The 22,998-nt window shown below is 72.3% G+C and carries 21 protein-coding genes and 3 tRNA genes; 17 read left to right on the forward strand and 7 right to left on the reverse strand.

Annotated elements, in window-relative coordinates; translation table 11 throughout:
* Window positions 1-206 precede the first annotated feature (206 nt).
* From argH to ACFYNP_RS23750, 3 genes are all read left to right on the forward strand, one after another.
* Window positions 207-1,634 carry an argininosuccinate lyase gene (argH, locus tag ACFYNP_RS23740; RefSeq protein ID WP_388787897.1) on the forward strand — a complete coding sequence of 476 codons (1,428 nt, stop codon included), beginning with the start codon at window positions 207-209 and terminating at the stop codon, window positions 1,632-1,634.
* Window positions 1,635-1,702: 68 nt separating this feature from the next.
* Window positions 1,703-2,254 (forward strand): TetR/AcrR family transcriptional regulator, encoded by a 552-nt coding sequence (locus tag ACFYNP_RS23745; protein WP_388787900.1) that lies wholly within the window; start codon window positions 1,703-1,705, stop codon window positions 2,252-2,254.
* Between the two features lie 38 nt (window positions 2,255-2,292).
* On the forward strand, window positions 2,293-3,789 hold the full coding sequence (locus tag ACFYNP_RS23750) for an MFS transporter (RefSeq protein ID WP_388788067.1): 1,497 nt from the start codon (window positions 2,293-2,295) through the stop codon (window positions 3,787-3,789).
* 131 nt (window positions 3,790-3,920) lie between these two features.
* On the opposite strand, the gene ACFYNP_RS23755 is transcribed toward ACFYNP_RS23750, so the two are convergent.
* Complete coding sequence (locus ACFYNP_RS23755; protein WP_229861483.1) at window positions 3,921-4,541, reverse strand: 1-acyl-sn-glycerol-3-phosphate acyltransferase; 621 nt, start codon at window positions 4,539-4,541, stop codon at window positions 3,921-3,923.
* 318 nt (window positions 4,542-4,859) lie between these two features.
* On the opposite strand from ACFYNP_RS23755, the gene ACFYNP_RS23760 reads away from it, so the two are divergent.
* The 3 genes from ACFYNP_RS23760 (at window position 4,860) to ACFYNP_RS23770 (ending at window position 7,158) form a co-directional block, all read left to right on the forward strand.
* Window positions 4,860-6,020 (forward strand): glycerophosphodiester phosphodiesterase, encoded by a 1,161-nt coding sequence (locus tag ACFYNP_RS23760; RefSeq protein WP_388411501.1) that lies wholly within the window; start codon window positions 4,860-4,862, stop codon window positions 6,018-6,020.
* Between the two features lie 103 nt (window positions 6,021-6,123).
* The gene (locus ACFYNP_RS23765; protein WP_388411504.1) at window positions 6,124-6,618 is read left to right on the forward strand and encodes a sigma-70 family RNA polymerase sigma factor; all 495 of its coding nucleotides are present in this window, start codon (window positions 6,124-6,126) and stop codon (window positions 6,616-6,618) included.
* Between the two features lie 36 nt (window positions 6,619-6,654).
* Window positions 6,655-7,158 (forward strand): GNAT family N-acetyltransferase, encoded by a 504-nt coding sequence (locus tag ACFYNP_RS23770; RefSeq protein ID WP_388411507.1) that lies wholly within the window; start codon window positions 6,655-6,657, stop codon window positions 7,156-7,158.
* A gap of 13 nt (window positions 7,159-7,171) precedes the next feature.
* Here ACFYNP_RS23770 and ACFYNP_RS23775 read toward each other — a convergent pair whose 3' ends face one another.
* On the reverse strand, window positions 7,172-7,588 hold the full coding sequence (locus tag ACFYNP_RS23775; protein ID WP_388411511.1) for a hypothetical protein: 417 nt from the start codon (window positions 7,586-7,588) through the stop codon (window positions 7,172-7,174).
* 2 nt (window positions 7,589-7,590) lie between these two features.
* Window positions 7,591-7,950: a hypothetical protein gene (locus tag ACFYNP_RS23780; protein ID WP_100577234.1), complete on the reverse strand. Its 360-nt coding sequence runs from the start codon at window positions 7,948-7,950 to the stop codon at window positions 7,591-7,593.
* A gap of 71 nt (window positions 7,951-8,021) precedes the next feature.
* On the opposite strand from ACFYNP_RS23780, the gene ACFYNP_RS23785 reads away from it, so the two are divergent.
* The 9 genes from ACFYNP_RS23785 to ACFYNP_RS23825 all read left to right on the forward strand — a co-directional run bounded on the left by ACFYNP_RS23785 (window position 8,022) and on the right by ACFYNP_RS23825 (window position 20,106).
* Window positions 8,022-8,669: an HAD-IA family hydrolase gene (locus tag ACFYNP_RS23785; protein ID WP_388787903.1), complete on the forward strand. Its 648-nt coding sequence runs from the start codon at window positions 8,022-8,024 to the stop codon at window positions 8,667-8,669.
* A 365-nt stretch (window positions 8,670-9,034) separates the two neighbouring features.
* Entirely contained in the window at window positions 9,035-10,075 is a 1,041-nt protein-coding gene (locus tag ACFYNP_RS23790) for a methionine ABC transporter ATP-binding protein (protein WP_388787905.1), read from the forward strand.
* The gene (locus ACFYNP_RS23795; protein ID WP_100577237.1) at window positions 10,072-10,740 is read left to right on the forward strand and encodes a methionine ABC transporter permease; all 669 of its coding nucleotides are present in this window, start codon (window positions 10,072-10,074) and stop codon (window positions 10,738-10,740) included. Before ACFYNP_RS23790 ends, ACFYNP_RS23795 begins: the two co-directional genes overlap by 4 nt.
* Window positions 10,741-10,809: 69 nt before the next feature.
* Complete coding sequence (locus tag ACFYNP_RS23800) at window positions 10,810-11,661, forward strand: MetQ/NlpA family ABC transporter substrate-binding protein (protein WP_388787907.1); 852 nt, start codon at window positions 10,810-10,812, stop codon at window positions 11,659-11,661.
* Window positions 11,662-11,845: 184 nt separating this feature from the next.
* Complete coding sequence (locus ACFYNP_RS23805) at window positions 11,846-12,502, forward strand: GNAT family N-acetyltransferase (RefSeq protein ID WP_388787911.1); 657 nt, start codon at window positions 11,846-11,848, stop codon at window positions 12,500-12,502.
* Between the two features lie 104 nt (window positions 12,503-12,606).
* Window positions 12,607-13,821 carry a precorrin-6y C5,15-methyltransferase (decarboxylating) subunit CbiE gene (gene cbiE / locus ACFYNP_RS23810; RefSeq protein ID WP_388411526.1) on the forward strand — a complete coding sequence of 405 codons (1,215 nt, stop codon included), beginning with the start codon at window positions 12,607-12,609 and terminating at the stop codon, window positions 13,819-13,821.
* 342 nt (window positions 13,822-14,163) lie between these two features.
* Window positions 14,164-17,820 (forward strand): nicotinate-nucleotide--dimethylbenzimidazole phosphoribosyltransferase, encoded by a 3,657-nt coding sequence (cobT, locus tag ACFYNP_RS23815; RefSeq protein ID WP_388787913.1) that lies wholly within the window; start codon window positions 14,164-14,166, stop codon window positions 17,818-17,820.
* Between the two features lie 167 nt (window positions 17,821-17,987).
* Window positions 17,988-19,208, forward strand: a complete 1,221-nt coding sequence (gene cobA / locus ACFYNP_RS23820) for a uroporphyrinogen-III C-methyltransferase (RefSeq protein WP_388787915.1) — start codon at window positions 17,988-17,990, stop codon at window positions 19,206-19,208.
* Between the two features lie 79 nt (window positions 19,209-19,287).
* Entirely contained in the window at window positions 19,288-20,106 is an 819-nt protein-coding gene (locus ACFYNP_RS23825) for a TrmH family RNA methyltransferase (RefSeq protein ID WP_388411533.1), read from the forward strand.
* A 129-nt stretch (window positions 20,107-20,235) separates the two neighbouring features.
* Here the strand turns inward: ACFYNP_RS23825 and ACFYNP_RS23830 are convergent, their stop codons facing one another.
* The gene (locus tag ACFYNP_RS23830) at window positions 20,236-21,492 is read right to left on the reverse strand and encodes a protein kinase (protein WP_388788069.1); all 1,257 of its coding nucleotides are present in this window, start codon (window positions 21,490-21,492) and stop codon (window positions 20,236-20,238) included.
* Window positions 21,493-21,692: 200 nt separating this feature from the next.
* Here ACFYNP_RS23830 and ACFYNP_RS23835 point away from each other — a divergent pair, with 200 nt between their 5' ends.
* A complete protein-coding gene (locus ACFYNP_RS23835; protein WP_100577245.1) occupies window positions 21,693-21,971 on the forward strand; it encodes a hypothetical protein in 279 nt (92 codons plus the stop codon).
* Window positions 21,972-22,199: 228 nt separating this feature from the next.
* The gene (locus ACFYNP_RS23840) at window positions 22,200-22,409 is read left to right on the forward strand and encodes a hypothetical protein (protein WP_100577417.1); all 210 of its coding nucleotides are present in this window, start codon (window positions 22,200-22,202) and stop codon (window positions 22,407-22,409) included.
* 284 nt (window positions 22,410-22,693) lie between these two features.
* Here the strand turns inward: ACFYNP_RS23840 and ACFYNP_RS23845 are convergent.
* From ACFYNP_RS23845 to ACFYNP_RS23855, 3 genes are all read right to left on the reverse strand, one after another.
* Window positions 22,694-22,768: transfer RNA gene (locus ACFYNP_RS23845), tRNA-Val, on the reverse strand.
* 46 nt (window positions 22,769-22,814) lie between these two features.
* Window positions 22,815-22,886: transfer RNA gene (locus ACFYNP_RS23850), tRNA-Val, on the reverse strand.
* A gap of 49 nt (window positions 22,887-22,935) precedes the next feature.
* Window positions 22,936-22,996, reverse strand: a tRNA-Val gene (locus ACFYNP_RS23855).
* Between the last annotated feature and the right edge of the window lie 2 nt (window positions 22,997-22,998).

The following is a 22,998-nucleotide window of genomic DNA, read 5'->3' on the forward strand; positions in this document are numbered from 1 at the left end:
CTGTCCGCGGGACGCCGGGCGGCCGGCGGCGGGCACCGGCTCCCATCGGCTCGTTGACAAAACATACAGAGGATTGCATAGTTATGCCTATCGGCGAGAGGGTCGCCCGGCGCGACTTCGGGTGAGCCCGACTCGTTATACGGCCGCCTCCCCGTTCCTCCGCGGCGGGGAGGCGGCCGCACATCCACTTCTGAGGAGCTTGAGCTGTGAGCAGCAACAACGGTGACGTCCGGCTCTGGGGAGCCCGGTTCGCCGACGGCCCCGCCGAAGCGCTGGCGAAGCTGTCCGCCTCGGTCCACTTCGACTGGCGGCTCGCCCCGTACGACATCGCCGGCTCGCGCGCCCACGCCCGTGTGCTCCACAAGGCGGGCCTGCTCACCGCCGACGAGCTCCAGCGCATGACCGAGGGCCTGGACCGGCTGGAGGCCGATGTCGCCGACGGCTCGTTCGTCGGCACGGTCGCCGACGAGGACTGCCACACCGCCCTGGAGCGCGGGCTCCTGGAGCGGCTCGGCGCGGACCTCGGCGGCAAGCTGCGTGCGGGGCGGTCCCGCAACGACCAGGTCGCCACGCTCTTCCGGATGTATCTGCGCGACCACGCCCGCACCATCGGCGGCCTGATCGCCGAGCTCCAGGACGCCCTGGTCGGCCTCGCCGAGGCGCACCCGGATGTCGCGATGCCGGGCCGCACCCACCTCCAGCACGCCCAGCCGGTCCTCTTCGCCCACCATGTGCTGGCCCATGCGCAGTCCCTCTCCCGGGACGCCGAGCGGCTGCGGCAGTGGGACGAGCGGACCGCGGTCTCGCCGTACGGCTCCGGCGCGCTCGCCGGCTCCTCGCTCGGGCTCGACCCGGAGGCGGTCGCGGCCGACCTCGGCTTCGAGCACGGCTCGGTCGGCAACTCCATCGACGGCACGGCCTCGCGGGACTTCGTCGCCGAGTTCGCCTTCATCACGGCGATGATCGGCGTGAACCTGTCGCGGATCGCGGAGGAGATCATCATCTGGAACACGAAGGAGTTCTCCTTCGTGACCCTGCACGACGCCTTCTCGACCGGCTCGTCGATCATGCCGCAGAAGAAGAACCCGGACATCGCGGAGCTCGCGCGGGGCAAGTCGGGCCGCCTCATCGGCAACCTCACCGGCCTGATGGCGACGCTGAAGGCGCTGCCGCTCGCGTACAACCGGGACCTCCAGGAGGACAAGGAGCCGGTCTTCGACTCCTGTGACCAGCTGGAGCTGCTGCTGCCCGCCTTCACCGGCATGATGGCCACCCTGACCGTCAACCGTGACCGGATGGAGGAACTGGCCCCGGCCGGTTTCTCGCTCGCCACCGACATCGCCGAGTGGCTGGTCAAGCGGGGCGTGCCGTTCCGGGTCGCGCACGAGGTCGCGGGTGAGTGCGTCAAGGAGTGCGAGGCGCACGGCATCGAGCTCGACCAGCTCACGGACGAACAGTTCGCGAAGATCTCCGAGCACCTGACGCCCGAGGTCCGGACGGTCCTCAACGTCAAGGGCGCGCTCGCCTCGCGCGACGGCCGCGGCGGTACGGCCCCTTCGGCGGTGGCGGTCCAACTGGCCGAGGTCAAGGCCGACTTGGAGCTCCAGCACGCCTGGGCGACCGCGAAGAAGTAGCTCCCGGCGCAGTCCGGCTCCCTGGCCCTGATGAGACGTTCGTGTCTCATCAGGGCTAGACTTGTCTCATGACCGTGGACCGAGACCAGGTACTCCGCACCGCCGCCGCCCTCCTCACCCGCAAGGCCACCGCCACCATGGACGAGGTGGCCCGCGCCGCCGGAATCGGCCGCGCGACCCTCCATCGCCATTTCGCGGGCCGCGAAGCGCTGGTCAAAGCCCTCGAAGAGCTCGGCATCCGCGAGCTGGAGGCCGCCCTCGACAAGGCCCGGCTCGACGAGGACGGCGCCCCCGACGCGCTGCGCCGCCTGGTCGCCGAGGTCGAGCCGGTCGCGGGCCTGCTCGCCTTCCTCGTCACCGAGAACCAGCTCTTCGAGACCGAGCAGATGAACGAGGGCTGGGCCCGCATCGACGCCCGCGTCTCCGCGCTGTTCCGGCGCGGCCAGGAGCAGGGCGAGTTCCGCATCGACCTCACCCCCGCCTGGCTGACCGAGGCCCTGTACGGGCTGATCGGCTCCGGCGCATGGGCCGTGCAGGACGGCCGGGTCGCCGCCAAGGACTTCCAGTACATGATCGTCGAGTTGCTGCTCGGCGGTGCACGACGGAGCGTGGAGAAGTGACCGCAACCGAACAGCGGGCGCCCCAGGCCATCGGCCCGATGGGCCGCTGGCTCGCGCTCGCGGTGCTCGTACTCGCCGTGCTGCTCGTCGCCGTGGACGCGACCGTGCTCGGCCTCGCCACGCCCTTCCTCAGCGAGGACCTCAAGCCGACCGGTACCCAGCTGCTGTGGATCGGCGACGTCTACTCGTTCGTCATCGCCGGACTGCTCGTCTCGATGGGCAGCCTCGGCGACCGCATCGGCCGCAAGAAGCTGCTGCTCATGGGTGCCGTGGCGTTCGGCGCGGTGTCCGTGCTCAACGCGTACGCCTCCAGCCCCGAGATGATGATCCTGGCCCGGGCGCTGCTCGGTGTCGCGGGCGCGACCCTGATGCCGTCCACGCTCGCCCTGATCCGGAACATCTTCCACGACCCGCGCGAGCGCAGCCTGGCCGTCGGCATCTGGGGCGCCGCCGCGTCCGCGGGCGCGGCGGTCGGGCCGGTGGTCGGCGGGTTCCTCCTGGAGAACTTCTGGTGGGGCTCGGTCTTCCTGATCAACCTGCCCGTCATGGCCGTCCTGGTCCTGGTCGGCATCAAGCTGCTGCCCGAGTCCCGCGACCCGAACCCGGGGCCCTGGGACCTCATCAGCGTCGGGCTCTCGCTCGTCGGCATGGTCGCCGTGGTCTACGCGGTGAAGGAAGCCGCGGTCAACGGGTTCCGCTGGGACATCGTGGCGGCGGCCGTGCTCGGCATCGCGGCCCTCGTCTGGTTCGTACGCCGCCAGCGCACGCTCGCCTCGCCGCTCCTGGACATCCGGCTCTTCCACCACCGGGGCTTCTCCGGGGCCGTGCTCGCCGATCTGCTGACCATCCTCGGCCTGTCGGGCCTGGTGTTCTTCCTGTCCCAGTTCCTCCAACTGGTCCAGGGCCGCTCGCCGTTGCAGGCGGGGCTCATCGAACTGCCCGCCGCGGTCGGCGCGGTGGGGGCCGGGCTCGCGGCCGGCACGATCGCGCGGCGGGCCTCGGTGCGCAGCGCGGTCGCCGGCGGCCTCGCGGCGGTCGGCGTCTCGCTCGCCGCGTGCGTGCTGCTCGGCGCGGAGACCAGGGTGTTCTCGCTCGGACTCGCCCTGTTCGTGGGTGGTCTCGGGGCGGGGCTCGCCTTCACGGTGACGGCCGACGTGATCCTCTCCAGTGTGCCGAAGGAGCAGGCGGGGGCGGCGTCGGCGGTCTCCGAGACCGCGTACGAGCTGGGCGCGGCCCTCGGGATCGCGCTCCTGGGCTCGGTGGTGACCGGCATCTACCGGGGCTTCGTGGTCCCGGCGGGCGTCCCCGCGGACATCGCGGCCGAGGCGCACGACTCGCTCGGCGGGGCGGTGGAGGCGTCGGCGAAGCTGCCGTCCGACCAGGCGGACGCGCTGCTGTCCGCGGCGCGGGACACGTTCACGCAGGGCTTCCAGACGGCGGCCGGGGTGGGGGCGGTGGTGCTGTTCGCCACGGCCACGGCGGCCTGGTTCCTCCTGCGCGGCCAGAAGCTGGCCGAGGGCCTGGAACACCCCTGACGCGGCGCGGCCGTGCGGGGGGCTGCGACCAAGCCCCCGCAGGGAAAGCGGCGTTGGGGTGCGCCCCTGACGCAATCGCCCCAAGCCCCTTGCGCGTCAAGGGACTTGGGGCGAGGGAAGGGGAGCGGGGGCTAGGCCGCCTTGGCCTTGGTGGCGTACATGTCCACGTACTCCTGGCCGGACAGCCGCATGACCTCGGCCATGACCGAGTCCGTGACGGCCCTCAGCACGTACCGGTCCCGGTCCATCCCCTCGTACCGCGAGAACTCCATCGGCTCACCGAAGCGGACCGTCACCTTGCCGGGCCGCGGCATCCCCGCACCGCCCGGCTGGAGCTTGTCCGTGCCGACCATCGCGAACGGGACGACGGGCGCACCCGTCATCAGGGTGAGCCGGGCGACGCCCGTGCGGCCGCGGTACAGGCGGCCGTCGGGGGAGCGGGTGCCCTCCGGGTAGATGCCGAACATCCGGCCGTCCTCCAGGATGCGGCGGCCGGTCATCAGCGCCGCGACCCCGCCGTTCGCGCCGTCCCGGTCGACCGGGATCATGCCGACCCCGGTGAAGAACCACGCCATGAGGCGGCCCTTGAGCCCCTTGCCGGTGACGTACTCGTCCTTGCCGATGAAGGACACCTGCCGGTCGCACACGATGGGCAGCACGATCGAGTCGATGAACGTCACGTGGTTGCCGGCGAGGATGACTGGACCGGTGCCCGGAATGTTCTCGGCGCCTTCCACCTGTGGGCGGAACATCAGGCGCATGATCGGTCCGAGCACTGCCTTGATGAGCGCGAAGCGGGACAACGGGCCCTCCGGAGTCGTCTGGGTGGGGGTGGGATGTCTGTGCAGGTGAGGACGATACTCGCGGGCCGCCGCTGATCGCACATCGGGTTCACGAAGTGGATACGCGCTGTTGACATGTGTTTGCGCCAGGTTCGGCCCGCATTCGTCCCCGGGTACCCGTAAAGCATCCCTCTCTTCACGTCCGTCCGCCTACGCTCGACTCCCGGCTTTGACAGGTGCGGGACACGCGGAAATTCGCCAGTGGGAAACGATGACTGAGGAGTGTTCATGACTGAGGGTGAGCGGAAGAGCCCCGGACGCCGGACCGTGCTCGGAGCGGCGGGCGCGGCCGTGCTCGGCACCGCGGCCACCGGGCTCGCGGCCGCACCGGCCGGGGCCGCCCAGCGCCGCGGCGGTGGGCGGGGCGGCTACCGCGACTTGCCCGTTCCGTACGTCATCGGACACCGCGGCACCGCCGGATACCGGCCGGAGCACACGCTCGGCTCCTACCAGCACGCCCTCGACCTGGGCGCCCACGTCATCGAGCAGGACCTGGTGCCCACCAAGGACGGGCACCTGGTCTGCCGGCACGAGAACGACATCTCGGCCACCACCAATGTCTCCGACCACCCCGAGTTCGCCTCCCGCAAGGCGACCAAGACCGTCGACGGGGTCGCGATCACCGGCTGGTTCACCGAGGACTTCACGCTCGCCGAGCTGAAGACGCTGCGGGCCAAGGAGCGGATCCCGGGCAACCGGCAGCGCAACACCCTGTACGACGGCCGCTGGGACGTGCCCACCTTCGAGGAGGTGCTGCGCTGGGCCGAGGAGCAGGGCCGCCGCCTCGGGCGCCGGATCTGGCTGCACTCCGAGACCAAGCACCCCACCTACTTCCGCGGCATCGGGCTGCCCCTGGAGGACCGGGTCGCGGCCCTGCTGCGCCGCTACGGACGCCACCGCGCGGACTCCCCGCAGTTCCTGGAGTCCTTCGAGCCCAGCAGCATCCAGCGCCTGTCGCGCCTGGTCGACACCCCTTCGGTGGTGCTGCTCTCCAACGCCGGCACCAGGCCCTGGGACTTCGTGGTCGGCGGCGACCCGCGCACCGTCGACGATCTGGTCGAGCCGGCCGGCCTGAAGTGGATCGCCTCGTACGCCCAGGGCATCGGCCCCACCCTGGACCTGATCATCCCCAAGGACGCGGCGGGCCGGCTCACCAAGCCCACCACCCTCGTCCGGGACGCGCACGCGCGGGGCCTGATCCTGCACCCGTACACGATGCGCAACGAGAACACCTTCCTGCCGGCCGACTTCCGGCGCGGCACCGACCCCAACGCCTACGGGGACGCCTTCGGGGCCTTCAAGACGTACTTCGCGACCGGCATCGACGCGGTGTTCTCGGACAACGCCGACACCGCGCTGCTCGCCGCCGCCGACTTCCGGGGGCGCTGAGTCCGTCCTCGTAGGAGTCCGTTCTCGGCCGAGTCCGTCCTCGTACGGGTGAGAAGTGCCCGCCGCGGAAACCGGTTCCCGCGGCGGGCGCGTCCCGCCCGGCATGGATCTCGTCACACAGCTCAGCCCGCTGCTCGCCGCCGAGGCCGCCGCGGAGGCACCGGGTACCGGGGTGGACGCCGCCGACCTCGAACAGGCCGTCTGGCTGCGGCTGTTGGAGCAGCACCCGGCCGACCCCGCGCACTGGGTGCGCACCGCCGTGCGGGCCGAGGCCCGCCGCGCCCGCAGGCTGCGCCGCCAGGAGAGCCCGTACGGCAGCGCCCCCGCCGCCGACCCGGAACCGGGCCCCGAACTCGCCGCGATCAGCGCCGAGCGACGCCGTGTCCTGCGCGCCGCGGTCCGCCGCACGCCCGGCGACTGCCCCCGGCTGCTGACCGCGCTGCTGTCGCCGAAGGACCCCACCTACCGGGAAATCGCAGGGGAGTTGGATATCTCACAGGGCAGCCTGGGGCCGATGCGTTCCCGTTGCCTGGGATGCCTGCGCAGAATGCTGGCGGCGGAGGTTGCCGCTCCTGAACTCGGGGGAAAGGAGCGGTAGACAATCGGGGACCAGTTGAGCGAGAGGCATGCACACATGGGCATGAGCGTGACCATCTCTGCGGCCGGCGCACAGGATGCCGAGCAGATACTGAAGTTGCAGTACCTGTGCTACCAGAGCGAGGCCGAGCTCTACGGCGACTACTCGATCGAGCCCCTGACCCAGACCCTGGAAGGGCTACGGGCCGAACTGTCCACGGGATACGCCCTGGTGGCCCGCCTCGGCGACGAGATCGTCGCCTCGGTGCGGGGCCGGGTGGACGGATCGGGCACCGGCCGCATCGACAAGCTGATCGTGCATCCCCGGCTGCGGGGGCACGGCCTGGGCGGCCGGCTCCTGGACGCCATCGAGGCCCACTGCGCGGCGGAACTCGCCGCCAAGCGCTTCCAGCTCTTCACCGGCCACCGCAGCGAGTCGAACCTGCGTCTGTACCGACGGCACGGCTACGCGACCGTCGCCACCGAGCCGGTGAGCGCGCGGCTGTCCCTGATCACCCTCGAAAAGGACGCGGCGGCGCAGGAGTTCGTGGCGAGCGCCTAGAGCCCGTCGGGCGTCAGCGCTTGTTCCGCCGCAGCCAGAGCATGCCGAGGACCGGCAGGACCACCGGGATGAAGAGGTAGCCCATCCCGTAGTCCGACCAGACCGTCTTGTCGGGGAAGGCCGAGGCGTCCGCCAGGGTCCAGGTGCCGACGACGAGGACGAAGAGGAGCTCCGCCGCGCAGCACACCAGGGCCGCCCGGCGGGCCTTCTCGCCGCCGCGCACCAGCGAGTACGTGATGAATCCGTACACGCAGGCCGCGACCGCGGACAGCACGTACGCCAGCGGCGCCTTGCCGAAGTCCATGATCATCTGGACGATCGAGCGGGACGCCGCAGCGACGGTGAACACCCCGTAGAACCAGACGAGTACCCGGCCGGGCCCGGAGCCGAGCTCGTCGGCGGGCGTCGTGTCAGTGGCGGACTCGGTCACGGTCAGCCTCCCCAGATGTCGTAGAGACGCACTTCGAGCACGGCGAGCACCACGGCACCCGCCGACACCGTCACCGAGCCCCACTTCGTCCGCTCGGAGAGCGAGAGGAATCCCGCGGCCGGTACGGCCGCGAACGCTCCGGCCAGATACGCGACGAAGATCGCGACGCCCTGTTCGGGCCGCTCGCCCCGGCCGAGCTGCACGAGCCCGACCACCAGCTGGGCCAGCGCGAGGACGGCGACCACGGCCATGCCGATGAAGTGCCAGTCCTTGGTGGGCTGGTCCCGGTATGCGGCGAAACCGCACCAGGCAGCGAGGGCGAGCGCGGCGGCGGCGACCGCGACCGTCAGGGCATCGAGCATGGGGTCGAGGGTATTACGGGCCGAAAGGCCCGATGCGCCGACCCCCACCCCCGCCCGTAGGCTCGGGAGACATGAAGATCCATGCCGAAGCCCTGCTGTTCGACAACGACGGAACGCTCGTCTCCTCGATGGCGTCCGTCACCCGCTGCTGGACCCGCTGGGCCCAGGAGTACGGGATCACCGCCGAGGACTTCGCCCGCGTGGAACTGCACGGCCGCCCGGCCGGCGAGATCGTGGCCGAGCTGCTGCCCGCCGACGCCGTGCCGGGCGCCCTCGCCCGCATCGAGGAACTGGAGGTCGAGGACGTCGCCGGGGGAGTGGTGCTGCTGCCCGGTACCGCGGCGCTGCTCGCCTCGCTCCCGGCGGACCGCTGGGCCGTGGTCACCTCGGCGACCGCCAGGCTCGGCGCGGCCCGGCTGCACGAGGCCGGTATCGAGCCCAAGCTCCTGGTCTCCGCCGACGACATCACCCGGGGCAAGCCCGACCCCGAGCCCTTCCTGCTCGCGGCCGCCCGGCTCGGGGTGGATCCGGCCCGCTGCGTGGTGTTCGAGGACGCTCCCGCCGGACTCGCGGCCGGGCGCGCGGCGGGCATGACGACCGTGGCCTTGACCACAACGCACCGGGCCGAGGAGCTGGTGGCGGACGTGGTGGTGAAGGACCTGTCGGCCGTGTCCGCGCAGGCCACGGCGGGTGGCGTGGAGATCACCACCGCGGAGTGAGACCGTCCGTATGTCAGTCCAGGGATGTCCGGTATTCGGACATCCCTGATCTGTTCCTAATCGGTTCTGCTTTACTTGCCACATGACCACGACGAGCAGCCGCACCCTTGCGACCGAGGCGATGACGACGCCCGGTGCTCGTTGTATGTGTCGAATGTGCGCCTTCTGAGGGCCCCCGCCTGAGCCTCGCGCCCCGAAGCGAGACTGTCGGCCGTGCCCGGTTCCGTGTCGAACATACGAAGCCGGCCCGCCCCCGCGCACCCCGTGCCCCCGGTATCCACCGATGAGGCCGAGCCGCGCCCCGAACACGTTTGCCCCGTGCCCGGCATACCCCGCGCCGCGCACTCGACAGTGACGGAAATCCTGTGATCACCACAACGGGCCTGACCAAGGTCTACCAGTCGCGTGGACGAGATATCACCGCGCTCGACGGCGTCGACCTGCACGTCCGCGAGGGCGAGGTGTACGGCGTCATCGGCCAGAGCGGCGCCGGCAAGTCCTCCCTCATCCGCTGCGTCAACCTCCTTGAGCGCCCCACCACCGGCACGGTGACCGTCGACGGCGTCGACCTCACCGCACTCGCCGGCCGCGGCCGGCGGGCCGGCAAGGACCTGCGCCGGGCCCGCTCCCGCATCGGCATGGTCTTCCAGCACTTCAACCTGCTGTCCTCGCGGACCGTGCAGGACAACGTCGAGCTGCCCCTGGAGATCCTCGGCATCTCCGGCAAGGAGCGCTCCCGCAAGGCCCTCGACCTGCTCGACCTCGTCGGCCTGGCCGACAAGGCCAAGGCCCACCCCGCCCAGCTCTCCGGCGGCCAGAAGCAGCGCGTCGGCATCGCCCGCGCCCTGGCCGGCGACCCCAAGGTGCTGCTCTCCGACGAGGCGACCAGCGCGCTCGACCCGGAGACCACCCGCTCGATCCTCCAGCTCCTTCGCGACCTCAACCAGCAGCTGGGCCTCACCGTCCTGCTCATCACGCACGAGATGGACGTCGTCAAGACCGTCTGCGACTCGGCCGCGCTGATGCGGAAGGGCAGGATCGTCGAGTCCGGGACCGTCGGCGAACTGCTCGCCACCCCCGGCTCGCAGCTCGCCGCCGAACTGTTCCCGGTGACCGGCGACGCCAGCGGCCCCGAGCGCACCGTCATCGACGTCACCTTCCACGGCGAGGCCGCCACCCAGCCGGTCGTCTCGCAGCTGGCCCGGACGTACAACATCGACATCTCGATCCTCGGCGCTGCCATGGACACCGTGGCCGGCAAGCAGATCGGCCGGATGCGGATCGAACTGCCCGGACGCTACGAGGAGAACGTCGTCCCGGTCGGCTTCCTGCGCGAGCAGGGCCTCCAGGTGGACGTCGTGGACGACAGCCAGGCGCCCGCCCTGGTCGAGGAAGGTGCCAAGTGACCTGGTCGGAAATGCAGCCGCTGTTGTCACAGGGCACGTACGACAGCCTCTACATGGTGCTGTGGGCGACCGTCGTCACCATCGGGCTCGGGCTGCCGCTCGGTGTGCTGCTCGTGCTCACCGACAAGGGCGGGCTCTTGCAGAACCGCCCGGTGAACAAGGTCATCGGCGTGATCGTGAACATCGGCCGCTCGCTGCCGTTCATCATCCTGCTGATCGCCCTGATCCCCTTCACCACCTGGTTCGTCGGCACCTTCATCGGCCCCAGCGCCATGATCGTGCCGCTGTCCATCGGCGCCATCCCCTTCTTCGCGCGCCTGGTGGAGACCTCCGTCCGCGAGGTCGACCACGGGCTCGTCGAGGCCGTCCAGTCCATGGGCGGCGGCATCCCCACCATCGTGTGGAAGGTGCTGCTCCCGCAGGCGCTGCCCTCCCTGGTCTCCGCGATCACCACCACCGTGATCACCCTGGTCAGCTACTCCGCGCTGGCCGGAGCGGTCGGCGGCGGCGGGCTCGGCTCGGTCGCCATCACCTACGGCTACCAGCGCTTCGAGACCAACTTCATGCTCATCACGGTGGCCGTCCTGATCGCCATCGTCACCGTGGTCCAGCTGCTCGGCGACGGCGTCGTCCGCCTGATCGCCCGGCGCGGCCGGACCTCCTGAACTTCCCTCCCCGCAGCCCGCACTCCTTGTCCGGGCGTCCCACCGCACCACCAGAAAGAGGCACTTTTCGTGCGTAAGAACACCAAGATCACCGCTGCCGCCCTCGTCACCGGCGCGCTCGCCGTCGGCCTCACCGCCTGCGGCTCCTCCTCCGACCCGAAGCCCGCGGGCGCCAAGGCGGACGACTCCAAGGCGCTGGTCGTCGCCGCGTCCCCGACGCCGCACGCCGACATCCTCAAGTTCGTCAAGGACAACCTGGCGGCCAAGGCCGGACTCAAGCTGGAGGTGAAGGAGTTCACGGACTACGTCCTGCCCAACACCGCCACCGAGCAGGGCCAGGTCGACGCCAACTTCTTCCAGCACAAGCCCTACCTGGACGACTTCAACAAGAAGAACGGCACCCACATCGTGCCCGTCGTCAACGTGGAGCTGGAGCCGCTCGGCCTGTACTCCCACAAGGTCAAGTCGCTGAAGGACATCGCCTCCGGCCAGACCGTCGCCGTCCCCAACGACACCACCAACGAGGGCCGCGCCCTCCAACTGCTCGCCGCCAACGGCCTGATCACGCTGAAGGACGGCGCCGGGTCCGGTGCCAAGCTCTCCGACATCAAGGACAGCAAGGGCCTGAAGTTCAAGGAGCTGGAGGCCGCCACGCTGCCCCGCGCCCTGAACGACGTGGACGCCGCGGTCATCAACGGCAACTACGCGATCGAGGCGAACCTGAAGCCCGCCAAGGACGCCCTCGCCCTGGAGAAGGCGGACGGCAACCCCTACGCCAACTTCCTCGCCGTCAAGCAGGGCAACGAGAACGACCCCCGCATCCAGAAGCTCGCCAAGCTCCTGAACTCCGACGAGGTCAAGAAGTTCATCACCGACAAGTACGCGGGCTCCGTCGTCCCCGCGTTCGGCGCCGCCAAGTAGCCCCGCCCGTACGGCAGGACGAAGGTCCCGGACACCCTGCCAGGGGGCCGGGACCTTCGTCGTAGCGCCCACCCGGCCATGCGCGCCGGGGGCCCGATGCTGCATGCTGTGCCTTTACGGTCCTTATAGGTTGACGGGCCACGGAGGTCCGAGCGCCTCCCCGGTCCCCACAGCGGTCCACGGCATGGAGCGGCACATGACTTCCCCCCTTCCGGTCTTCCCGGACATCTCCATCAGCACGGACCGCCTGGTGCTGCGCCCCTTCGAGGACGCCGACAGTCCCGCGCTGATCGAGATGATGAACGACGAGCAGGTCGTCGCGTGGACGTCGGTGCCGCACCCCTACACCGCCCGCGACGCCGACGACTGGGTCCGCCACATCGCCCCGAGCGAGCGCACCGAGGGACGAGGAATCGTTTGGGCGCTCACCGAGTTCCTCACCCAGCGCCTGGTCGGCATCGTCCACCTCCAGAACACCAACTGGCGCACCCTGGCCACCGAGGTCGGCTATGTCGTGGCACCCTGGGCGCGCGGCGAGGGCTATGCGACCGAAGGCGTGCTCGCCGCCGCCCAATGGCTGTTCGGGGACCAGCACTTCGAGCGCCTCGAACTGCGCACCGCCGCCGACAACACCGCGTCCCAGCAGGTCGCGCAGAAGATCGGCTGCATCAGCGAGGGCGTGCTGCGCAACGCCTGGATAGCGCGTACGCAGACGGAGGACGGCGGCTGGACGGACATCCGCACCGACCTCATCGTGTGGAGCCTGCTCCCCGAGGACCTCGACGGGGTCGCCGACCAGCTCGCGGACGCCGGATCCGCCTCGTACACCGACTGGAACTGAAACCCCGGGCCGACGGCCGGAACGGAAATCGGAGCTACCCTCAAGTCCGTACCCGGCACGCATCCGCCGCCCCGACCAGCCACACCCCCTGGAGTCTGACGAAGATGGCCGACCGCGTCACGGTGATCGGCTGGGACGGCTCGCCCCTCACCCCCGCGGCCACCTCCGCCCTCTCCGCGGCCACCCTGGTGGCCGGCGCCGCCCACCACCTCGCACTCCCCGAAGTGCCGGCCGGCGCCGAGCGCATCCGGCTCGGCAGCGTGAGCCTGGCCGCCCGCCGCATCGCCGGACACCGCGGCAGCGCGGTCGTCCTGGCCGACGGGGACCCGGGCTTCTTCGGGGTCGTCCGCACGCTGCGGGCCCCCGAGCACGGCCTGGAGGTCGAGGTCGTACCCGCCGTCTCCGCGGCCGCCGGAGCCTTCGCCCGGGCCGGGATGCCCTGGGACGACGCCCGGATCGTCGTCGCCCACCCCCGTACCCTGCGCCGTGCGGTCAACGTCTGCCGCGCCCACGCCAAGGTCGCCGTCCTCACCTCGCCCGGCGCCGGGCCCGCCGAACTCGCCCTGCTCCTCGAAGGAGTGCACCGCACCTTCGTCATCTGCGAGGAACTCGGCAGCGACCGCGAGCAGGTCACCGTCCTCACCTCCGAGAACGCCGCCGACCACGCCTGGCGCGACCCCAACGTCGTCATCGTCCTCGGCGGCGGCCCCGCGAGCGAGGGCGACGGCTGGCTCGCCGGACCAGCCCCCGGCTACCCCTCAGCGCCGCGCGGCTGGGCGCTGCCCGACCGCGAGTACGGCGCCGGGCTCGGCCCGGGGGAGTCCACCGATCTGCGCGCCGCCCAACTCGCCCGGCTCGGCCCGCGCGTGGGCGACCTCGTCTGGGACATCGGCTGCGGCAGCGGCGCCCTGTCCGTGGAGGCGGCCCGGTTCGGCGCCGCCGTCATCGCCGTGGACGCCGATGCGGAGGCCTGCTCGCGCACCGAGTCCGCGGCCCGCCGCTTCGGCGTCCAGGTCCAGGTGGTGCGCGGCCGGGCCCCGCACGTCCTGGAGTCGCTGCCCGAGCCCGATGTCGTACGCGTCGGGGGAGGGGGCGCCGCCGTGGTGGAGGCGTGCGCCGATCGCAGGCCGGAGCGCATCGTGACGCACGCGGCCACCCGGGACGAGGCGGAGGCCGTGGGGGCGGCGCTGAGCGCCGGCGGCTACGAGGTCGAGTGCGCGCTCCTCCAGTCGGTCGACCTCGACACGAGCGCCTGGTCGGAGCGCGAACGCTCGGTCGTCTTCCTGCTCTCCGGAAGGCGGAAAGAAAGATCCCTGTGACTCTTCCGGCGCGTCGCGGGGGGTAGGCTGGCCGATCGTTGTACCGCACCCGGCCGTTCGGCACCCAGCTCGCCAAGGGCCGGAAGAGGGGCCCGCTTTGGGACCCCTTCGCGGTACGGCACATCCGGGGGACGCGCAACGTGGCGCAGCCCACACGGGCCGTGGTCGAGACTGAGCGCCACGGCGGCGAAGGCCCGCGACAATGCATGGTGTCGTTGATGCCTGCGGGCCGTTCGCAACCGCGCGGCGCACTCGTTCCGAGCGACGGGTGACGTACGCGTCCTGCGCGTGCGGCTCCCGGGCGCAGGCCGAAGGAGCACTACAGATGGGCAAGGGGTACGCATGACTGACACCGGCCAGGTCCCGGGCGAGGGACTGCCGGAGAACGCAGGCATGGTGGAACAGCCGGGCGTCCCCGCTCCCGGCGCCTACACCTTCCTCGACCCCTCCGAGAACGTGGCGGACGACGACGATCTGCTTCTGATGCCGGGCGCCCAGGGCGCCTGGATCGACCCGCAGTCCGCGCCCGCCCCGGCGCCCGTCATGGCTCAGGTGCCGCCCGCGCCCGGCCAGGCCGAGCCGGGCGCGCACGAGGCCGGCGGCCGCGACACCGGCTCCGTCGAGCTCGGCGGCGTCCGCGCCGCGCAGCAGCCCGCGGCCGCCCCGCCGCCGTCCCGCCGCCCCCTGCACCTCGGCCCCCAGGTGCCGGACGCCTCCGCCGGGGTCGTCCGTTCCCTCGCCGACCGCGGCCCGGCCGGCGCTCCGGTGAACCCGGTGCCGACCCGCACCCAGGGACCGCCGACCACGGGTCCCGAGTACCTGGACGTCCCGCGCGACGAGACCGCTGCGCAGCAGCCGGGAGCGCAGCAGCCGGGAACCCACGGGGATCTCGCGCCCGGGCCCGGGATGGCATGGACGCCTCAGCAGCGCTCCGCGCCCCATCAGTCACTCAACACACCTATGCCCCCTGCAGAAACGGTCGTCCCGGAGGAGTTCGCGGTGCGGACCGCCGCTCCGGCCGCCCAGCCGCAGGCAGCCGAGCACGCGGCTGCCCAGCCCGTCGCGCAGTCCACTCTCCTCGTGGACCGGCTCGTCGCCCAGCAGGCCCAGCAGGTTCAGGAGCAGGCCGCCCAGCAGGCGCCGCAGCCCGGACAGCCTCAGCCGGTGGGCCAGTTCGTGCCGGTCGACGGCTCGATCCCGACCGGCCCCCACCTCGCGCCCGCGCCGACGCAGCCCGAGCCCGAGGCCGTGCAGCCCGAGGCCGTGCAGCCCGAGGCTATGCAGCCCGAGGCTGAACCGGCCCAGCCCGTGCAGGGCGTCGCGGAAGCACCCCTCGCGCAGGACGGCCCACCGCCGGCCGCCGAGCCCGTCGCTCCGGTCTCCGCCGAGCCCGTCGCCCCGGCCGTGCAGCCGGAGCCGGTCGCACAGGTCCCCGTCGAGCCGGCCACCCCGGCCGCCGCCGAGCCGCTCGCCGCCGAGCCCGTGCCCGCCGAGGCCCCGGTGGCCGGACCGGCCGTGGCCGAACAGGCCCCCGCCGGGCCGGTCGCGGAGGAGCCCGCCGCGGCGGAGCCGCTGGTCGAGCCCGCCCCGGCGACCCCGGCCGCCGCCGAGCCCGTGGTCCCCGAGCAGGCCGGCGCTGAGCTGCTCGCGGAACCTGCCGTCCCCGGCCAGGCCGTCGCGGAACCCGCCGTCGCGGAACCGGCCGTCGCCGAGCCCGCCCCGGCCGAGGCCCCCGTAGCCGGACCTGATGCGGTCGCGCCCGATGCGGTCGCGCCCGAGCCCGTCGTCGAGGCTCAGCTCCCGCAGCAGCCAGTGGCCGCCGAGCCCGCCCCGGCCGAGGTGCCCGAGGCGCGGCCCGTCGCCGTGCCGCAGCACCAGACGGCCACGCACGTTGCCGTGCCCGTACCGCAGACCCCGGCCGAGGAGCAGGCGCCCGCGCAGGCTGCCGCCGTCGCCCCCGAGGCACCGGTCGCCGAGCCCGTTCAGGCGCCCGAGCCCGTGCTCGTACCGCAGCAGGAGCAGCCCGGGGCCGGTTCGGCCGCCGAGGCGCCGGCGGCCGAACCGGCCGCGGAGGGTGCCGGGGCAGCGACCCCGGCGGCCGTCGCGGACGCCCCCTCGACCGAGGCTCCCGTCGAGACACCCGCCGCCGAGGAGCCGCTCGAAGTCATCACCGCGCCGCAGCCGGCGGCCGTGCCGGAGCCCGCGGCCGGGCCGCAGCCACTCGCCGCCGAGGACGTCGCCGAGGTCGTCGAGACCGCCGAACAGGGCCCCGCCGCCCCGGCCTACGACGACGCCGAGCGCGAGGCCGTGCTGCGCGTCATGCGCGAGCGCCGCGACATCCGCAACGGCTTCCGCGGCGACCCGATCCCGCACGAGGTGCTGCTCCGCGTCCTGGAGGCGGCCCACACCGCCCCCTCCGTCGGGCACTCGCAGCCCTGGGACTTCGTGGTGATCCGGTCCGCCGAGACCCGCCGCACGATGCACGAACTCGCCCAGCGCCAGCGCGAGGCGTACGCCAAGTCGCTGCCCAAGGGCCGGGCCAAGCAGTTCAAGGAACTGAAGATCGAGGCCATCCTCGAAACCCCGGTGAACATCGTGGTCACCGCGGACCCGACCCGTGGCGGCCGGCACACCCTCGGCCGTTACACCCAGCCGCAGATGGCCCCGTACTCCTCGGCGCTCGCCGTCGAGAACCTGTGGCTCGCGGCCCGCGCCGAAGGGCTCGGTGTCGGCTGGGTCTCGTTCTTCGACGAGCGTGAGATGGTCCGCGCCCTCGGCCTGCCCGAGCACCTCGAAGTGGTCGCCTACCTCTGCGTCGGATACGTCGACGAGTTCCCCGAGGAGCCGGAGCTGATGCAGGCGGGCTGGTCCAAGCGCCGCCCGCTGTCCTGGGTCGTCCACGAGGAGACGTACGGCCGCCGCGCGCTGCCCGGCGAGGACCCGCACGACCTGCTCCAGGAGACCGTCTCGGGCATCCGCCCGCTGGACGCCAAGGCGCTCGGCGAGGCCTGGGAGCGCCAGAAGCGGATGACCAAGCCCGCCGGCGCGCTCGGCATGCTGGAGATCATCTCCGCCCAGCTGTCCGGCCTCTCGCGCAAGTGCCCGCCGCCGATCCCGGAGCCGGCCGCCGTCGCGATCTTCGCCGGTGACCACGGAGTGCACGCCCAGGGCGTCACCCCGTGGCCCCAGGAAGTCACCGGCCAGATGGTCGCCAACTTCCTCGGCGGCGGCGCGGTCTGCAACGCCTTCGCCAACCAGGTCGGCGCCGAGGTCTGCGTCATCGACGTGGGCGTCGCCTCCGAACTCCCGGCCACGCCCGGCCTGTTGCCCCGCAAGGTGCGGGCCGGCACCGGTGACATGACGACCGGCCCCGCGATGACCCGCGAAGAGGCGATCGCCGCGATCGAGGTCGGCATCGAGACCGCCCGTGACCTGGTGGCCGCCGGCAACAAGGCGCTCCTCACCGGCGAGATGGGCATCGCCAACACCACGGTGTCGGCCGCCCTGATCTCCCTCTACACGGGCGTCGACCCGGCCGAGGTCACCGGCCGGGGCACCGGCATCAACGACGAGACGCACACCCGCAAGGTCGACGTGGTACGCCGAGCCCTCGAACTGCACCAGCCGGACCCGGCCGACCCCATCGGCGTGCTCGCCGCGGTCGGCGGCCTGGAGCACGCGGCCCTGGTCGGCTTCCTGCTCGGCGGTGCCTCGCTGCGCACCCCGGTGATCCTGGACGGCGTCAGCACGGGAGCGGCCGCCCTGGTCGCCCGCGCGATCGCCCCCGAGGTCCTGTCCGCCTGCATCGCGGGCCACCGCAGCGCCGAGCCCGGCCATGTGGCCGCCCTCAACAAGCTGGGCCTGCGCCCTCTGGTCGACCTCGACCTCCGCCTCGGCGAGGGCACCGGCGCGCTGCTCGCCCTGCCGGTGGTGCAGAGCGCGGCCCGCGCGATGCACGAGGTCGCCACGTTCGACTCGGCGGGCGTCACCGAGAAGTAGCCCATACGCACGAGGGGGGCCGGGGTCACTGACCCCGGCCCCTGCCCATGCCGCAGCACCCGCCCGCCCCTTAGGCTGTCCGCGGGACCGCGTACCCCCTCCCACCAGCCGCTTCATCGCAGCAGCGGCTCACCGCACGCCACTCCGCCCGAGGAGCACCGCCCGCCATGGTCGAACACCCCGCGTACCCCGTAGGCCTCCGCCTCACCGGCCGCCGCGCCGTCGTCGTCGGCGGCGGCCAGGTGGCCCAGCGCCGGCTGCCCGCGCTCATCGCCGCCGGGGCCGACATCACGCTGGTCTCCCCGAGCGCCACCCCGTCCGTGGAGGCCATGGCGGACGCGGGCGAGATCCGCTGGGAGCGCCGCCGCTTCCAGGACGGCGACCTCACGGACGCGTGGTACGCCCTGGTCGCCACCGCCGACACCGAGGCCAACGAGCGCATCTCCGCCGAGGCCGAGCGCTCGCGCGTCTGGTGCGTACGGGCCGACGACGCGACCGCCGCCACCGCCTGGACCCCGGCCACCGGCCGCTCCGAGGGCGTCACGGTCGCCGTCCTCACCACCGACACCCCCGACCCGCGCCGCTCGGCCGCGATCCGCGACGCGATCGTCGAGGGCCTGCGCGACGGCACCCTGGTCGCCCCGCACCAGCGCACCCGCACGCCGGGCGTCGCGCTGGTCGGCGGCGGCCCCGGCGACCCGGATCTGATCACCGTGCGCGGCCGCAGGCTGCTCGCCGAGGCGGACGTGGTCATCGCCGACCGGCTCGGCCCGCGCGACCTCCTCGACGAACTCCCGCCGCACGTCGAGGTCATCGACGCCGCGAAGATCCCGTACGGCCGCTTCATGGCGCAGGAGGCCATCAACAACGCGCTGATCGAGCACGCCAAGGCGGGCAAGGCGGTGGTACGGCTCAAGGGCGGCGACCCGTACGTCTTCGGGCGGGGCATGGAGGAACTCCAGGCGCTCGCCGCGGAGGGGATCACCTGCACGGTGGTGCCCGGCATCTCCAGCTCCATCTCGGTGCCGGGAGCGGCCGGCATCCCGGTCACACACCGGGGTGTGGCCCATGAGTTCACCGTGGTCAGCGGCCACGTGGGGCCGGACGACCCGCGCTCGCTCGTGGACTGGAAGTCGCTGGCGCGGCTGCGCGGGACGCTGGTGATCCTGATGGGCGTCGACAAGATCGGAAAGATCGCCGAGGCGCTCGTGGCGCACGGCAAGGACGCCACGACCCCGGTCGCGCTCATCCAGGAGGGCACCACCGCCGCGCAGCGCCGGGTGGACGCCACCCTGGGCAGCGTCGGCGAGGTCGTCAGGGCCGAGGAAGTGAAGCCTCCGGCCGTCATCGTCATCGGCGACGTCGTCACCGTGAACGCCCGCCCGTAACCAGCCGGCCCACGACCACCGGCGACGGATACGATCCCCAGCCGTTGGCACCTCAACCAGGACAAGGCAGTATCACCCTGTGGCCGATCTCATCACCGTCGACGACCCCGACGACCCCCGTCTGCGCGACTACACGGGCCTGACCGACGTGGAACTGCGGCGCCGCCGCGAACCCGCCGAGGGCCTCTTCATCGCCGAGGGCGAGAAGGTCATCAGACGCGCCAAGGACGCCGGTTACGAGATGCGCTCGATGCTGCTCTCGGCCAAGTGGGTCGACGTCATGCGGGACGTCATCGACGAACTCCCGGCGCCCGTGTACGCGGTCAGCCCGGACCTCGCCGAGCGCGTCACGGGCTACCACGTGCACCGCGGTGCGCTCGCCTCGATGCAGCGCAAGCCGCTCCCGGCCGCGGAGGAACTCCTCACCACCGCCCGCCGGGTGGTGGTCATGGAGGCCGTCAACGACCACACCAACATCGGCGCGATCTTCCGCAGCGCGGCCGCCCTCGGCATGGACGCGGTCCTTCTCTCGCCCGACTGCGCCGACCCGCTGTACCGGCGCTCGGTGAAGGTGTCGATGGGCGCGGTCTTCTCGGTCCCGTACGCCCGCCTGGAATCCTGGCCCAAGGGCCTGGAGACGGTCCGGGGGGCCGGCTACCGCCTGCTCGCCCTGACCCCCGACGAGAAGGCCTCCAGCATCGAGGACGCCGCCCCGCACAAGCTGGACAAGGTGGCCCTGATGCTGGGCGCCGAAGGCGACGGCCTCTCCACGCAGGCCCTGGTGGCCGCCGACGAATGGGTCCGCATCCCGATGGCCCACGGAGTCGACTCCCTGAACGTGGGAGCGGCAGCGGCCGTGGCCTTCTACGCGGTGGCGACCGGCCGCCCGACGACGTAGACGATCCGGGCTCCTCCCCACACCCCGCTGGGGGGGCGCGGAGAACCGCGCGCCGGGCCCGGGTCGGCCCGCAGCCGAAGCCGCGCCCGGAATCCGCAGCCGAGAGCAAGCCCCCCGCCAGCAGAGCCCTCAGAACTGCTTGACCGCGGCGATCCCCAGCAGCACGATCAACGTGACCAGCACGAACACGGTGAGCCGCTGCCGCAGCAGACGCGGGTTCGCGGGCCGCAGCCCACCGCCCGACGTGCGCGCCCCGGGCCGCGTGCCCGGCCGCCCACCGGGCCGGGCCCCACTGCGCGGCCCACCCGGACGCGAGCCACCCGTCCGCGGCGCCGAACCCGAACCCGACCCCGTACGCGGCGCGGAACCCGAACCGGACCCCGTACGCGAACCCGACCCCGTACGGGCCCCGGTCCCGGACCGCGGCCCGGGCGGAGAACCCGTGCCCCGCCCCGCCTCGGTGTACCGCTGGGTCCGCTCGTCCAGCCGCCCCGTGGGCCGCTCGATCTCGACCCGGTCCCGCTGGACCGGAGGGCGGATGTCCGAGCCCCCGTGCAGGCCGCCGTGGGCCTCACGCGCCGCGATCTCCTTGAGCCGCATGGAGAGCTGGAGCGTGCTGGGCCGCTCCTCGGGGTCCTTCGCCAGACAAGCCCGTACCAGCGGCGCGAGCGCGTCCGGCACGCCCCGCAGCTGCGCCTCCTCGTGCACCACGCGGTAGAGCATCACCTCGGAACTGCCGTGCCCGAAGGGCGAGTCGCCCATCGCGGCGTACGCGAGGGTCGCGCCGAGCGAGAAGACGTCGGTGGCCGGCGTGACCGCGGCGCCCCGGACCTGCTCGGGGGCGAGGAAGCCGGGGGAGCCGACCGCCGTGCCCACATGGGTCAGCGTCGAGGCGCCGGTGGCCCACGCGATGCCGAAGTCGATGATCCTGGGCCCCTTCGGGGACAGCAGGATGTTGGACGGCTTGAGGTCGCGGTGGACCACCCCCGCCTCGTGCACCGCGACGAGCCCCTCGGACAGCGCCGCCCCGATCGCCGCGGCCTCGGCGGCCGTCAGCGGACCCTCCTCGGCGACCTTGTCGTGCAGCGAGGGCCCGGGTACGTACTGCGTGGCGAACCAGGGCCGCTCCGCCTCCAGGTCGGCGGCCACGAGCCGGGCCGTGCAGCCGCCCCGGATCCGCCGTGCGGCCGAGACCTCGCGGGCGAACCGGGAGCGGAACTCCTGGTCCTCGGCGAGGTCGGGCCGGATCACCTTCAGGGCCACCCGCTGCCCGCGCCGGTCCGAACCGAGGTACACGACCCCCATGCCGCCCGCGCCGAGACGCCGGTGGAGCCTGAACGAGCCGACGACACGCGGGTCCTCGCGCCGGAGCCGCATCATCGCCATTTCCATCCCCGCTGCCAGTCCTGTTGACGTGGCACAGCTTACGTACCCGTCGCCCGGTGTGCTCATAGGCCGCGCCCTCGCGGCCCGGGCGATTGTCAGTGCTCGGTGGGAAACTTGAGGAGTGGTCAGCAGGCCCCGGATCCATGGCCGCTGACCCGTGCGAGATCTCAACGGTCCGTCGCAGAAGGGGGTTTGGATCTATGAAGGGTGACCGCGTGGAGATAGTGGTGGACGCGGGAGACACGACCCGGACGTACGAAGTGGTGGCAAGCCGGGCGGGTCGCAGGGTGGAAACCGCCGTCCGTCGCGGGGTGGTGGAAGTGAGCGAAGTCACCCGCAGCGGCACGGTCGTGCGCACCGCGCGCTTCATGGCGACCCGGGTGCTCGCCCTGGTCGAGCAGCCGGTCCCGCGGGAGGACGCGGGGGAGGCGGAGGCCCGCGCCCAGGGCCGACCCCTCCGGGAAGACCCCAAGGTGTAGGGGGCCGTCTCCACCCTGGGGAGTAGTCCCGGGAGGGACGGCTCATCCCCTGGGAGGCCAGCAGATCGATACGAGGGCATGACGTCCGCCACCCTGCGGATCCCTACTGTTGAAGACAAGCGGCGGGTGCTGCACTCGTCCCCCGAGGCCACACACCCGCCGCTGCAAGCAGACAACCGAATGACCGGGTGACCGAAATCCCGGGCCATGAACGAACAGGAGAGGACCATGGCGGACACCGCTGCGCGGACGATGATCCGCACGCAGGGACGCAGAGCGTTCGGCGCCGCATTCGGCGCCCGCCGGTCCGGCCCGCGCCACCCCTTGGTGGCGACGGCCATGGTCCTTCCCCTGGCGGCCCTGCTGGTGGTCGTCTTCGGCGGCTGGGACGCGGTGGTCACACAAGCGTCGTCCGTGGGCGTGATGCTGGGGCGCTGAGCGGCGCTCCGGACCCGGTAGAGCGGACCGGGTCGGGACATCGAGCCCTTTCAACCCCGTGGGGACGGGGGTGCGGCGGACGGCTGTAGAAGGCGGTGCCCGATCGGCTGGGGAGCCGATCGGGCACCGCCTTGTGCGCAGGCGGCGGGCAGGGGCCGGCCGGACCCTCGACGGATAAACCCTCAACGGGGTAACTGGGCATCCCCGTGGGGGTGTTGACCAAAGGACACGGATGTCGGGCGAACGACGGAACCCCCGGCCTGGTGAAGGCCGGGGGTTCCGGGTGGTGCGCGATACTGGGATTGAACCAGTGACCTCTTCCGTGTCAGGGAAGCGCTCTCCCGCTGAGCTAATCGCGCGGGACGGTCCCTAACCTTACAGGACCGGTTACGTCGTGTTACTGCGTGCGCGATACTGGGATTGAACCAGTGACCTCTTCCGTGTCAGGGAAGCGCTCTCCCGCTGAGCTAATCGCGCGGGACGGTCCCACATCTTACAGGACCGGTTACGTCGTGTTACTGCGTGCGCGATACTGGGATTGAACCAGTGACCTCTTCCGTGTCAGGGAAGCGCTCTCCCGCTGAGCTAC

Origin of the sequence: Streptomyces sp. NPDC006691, from assembly GCF_042869955.1 — a bacterium.
In the GTDB taxonomy this organism is placed as follows: domain Bacteria; phylum Actinomycetota; class Actinomycetes; order Streptomycetales; family Streptomycetaceae; genus Streptomyces.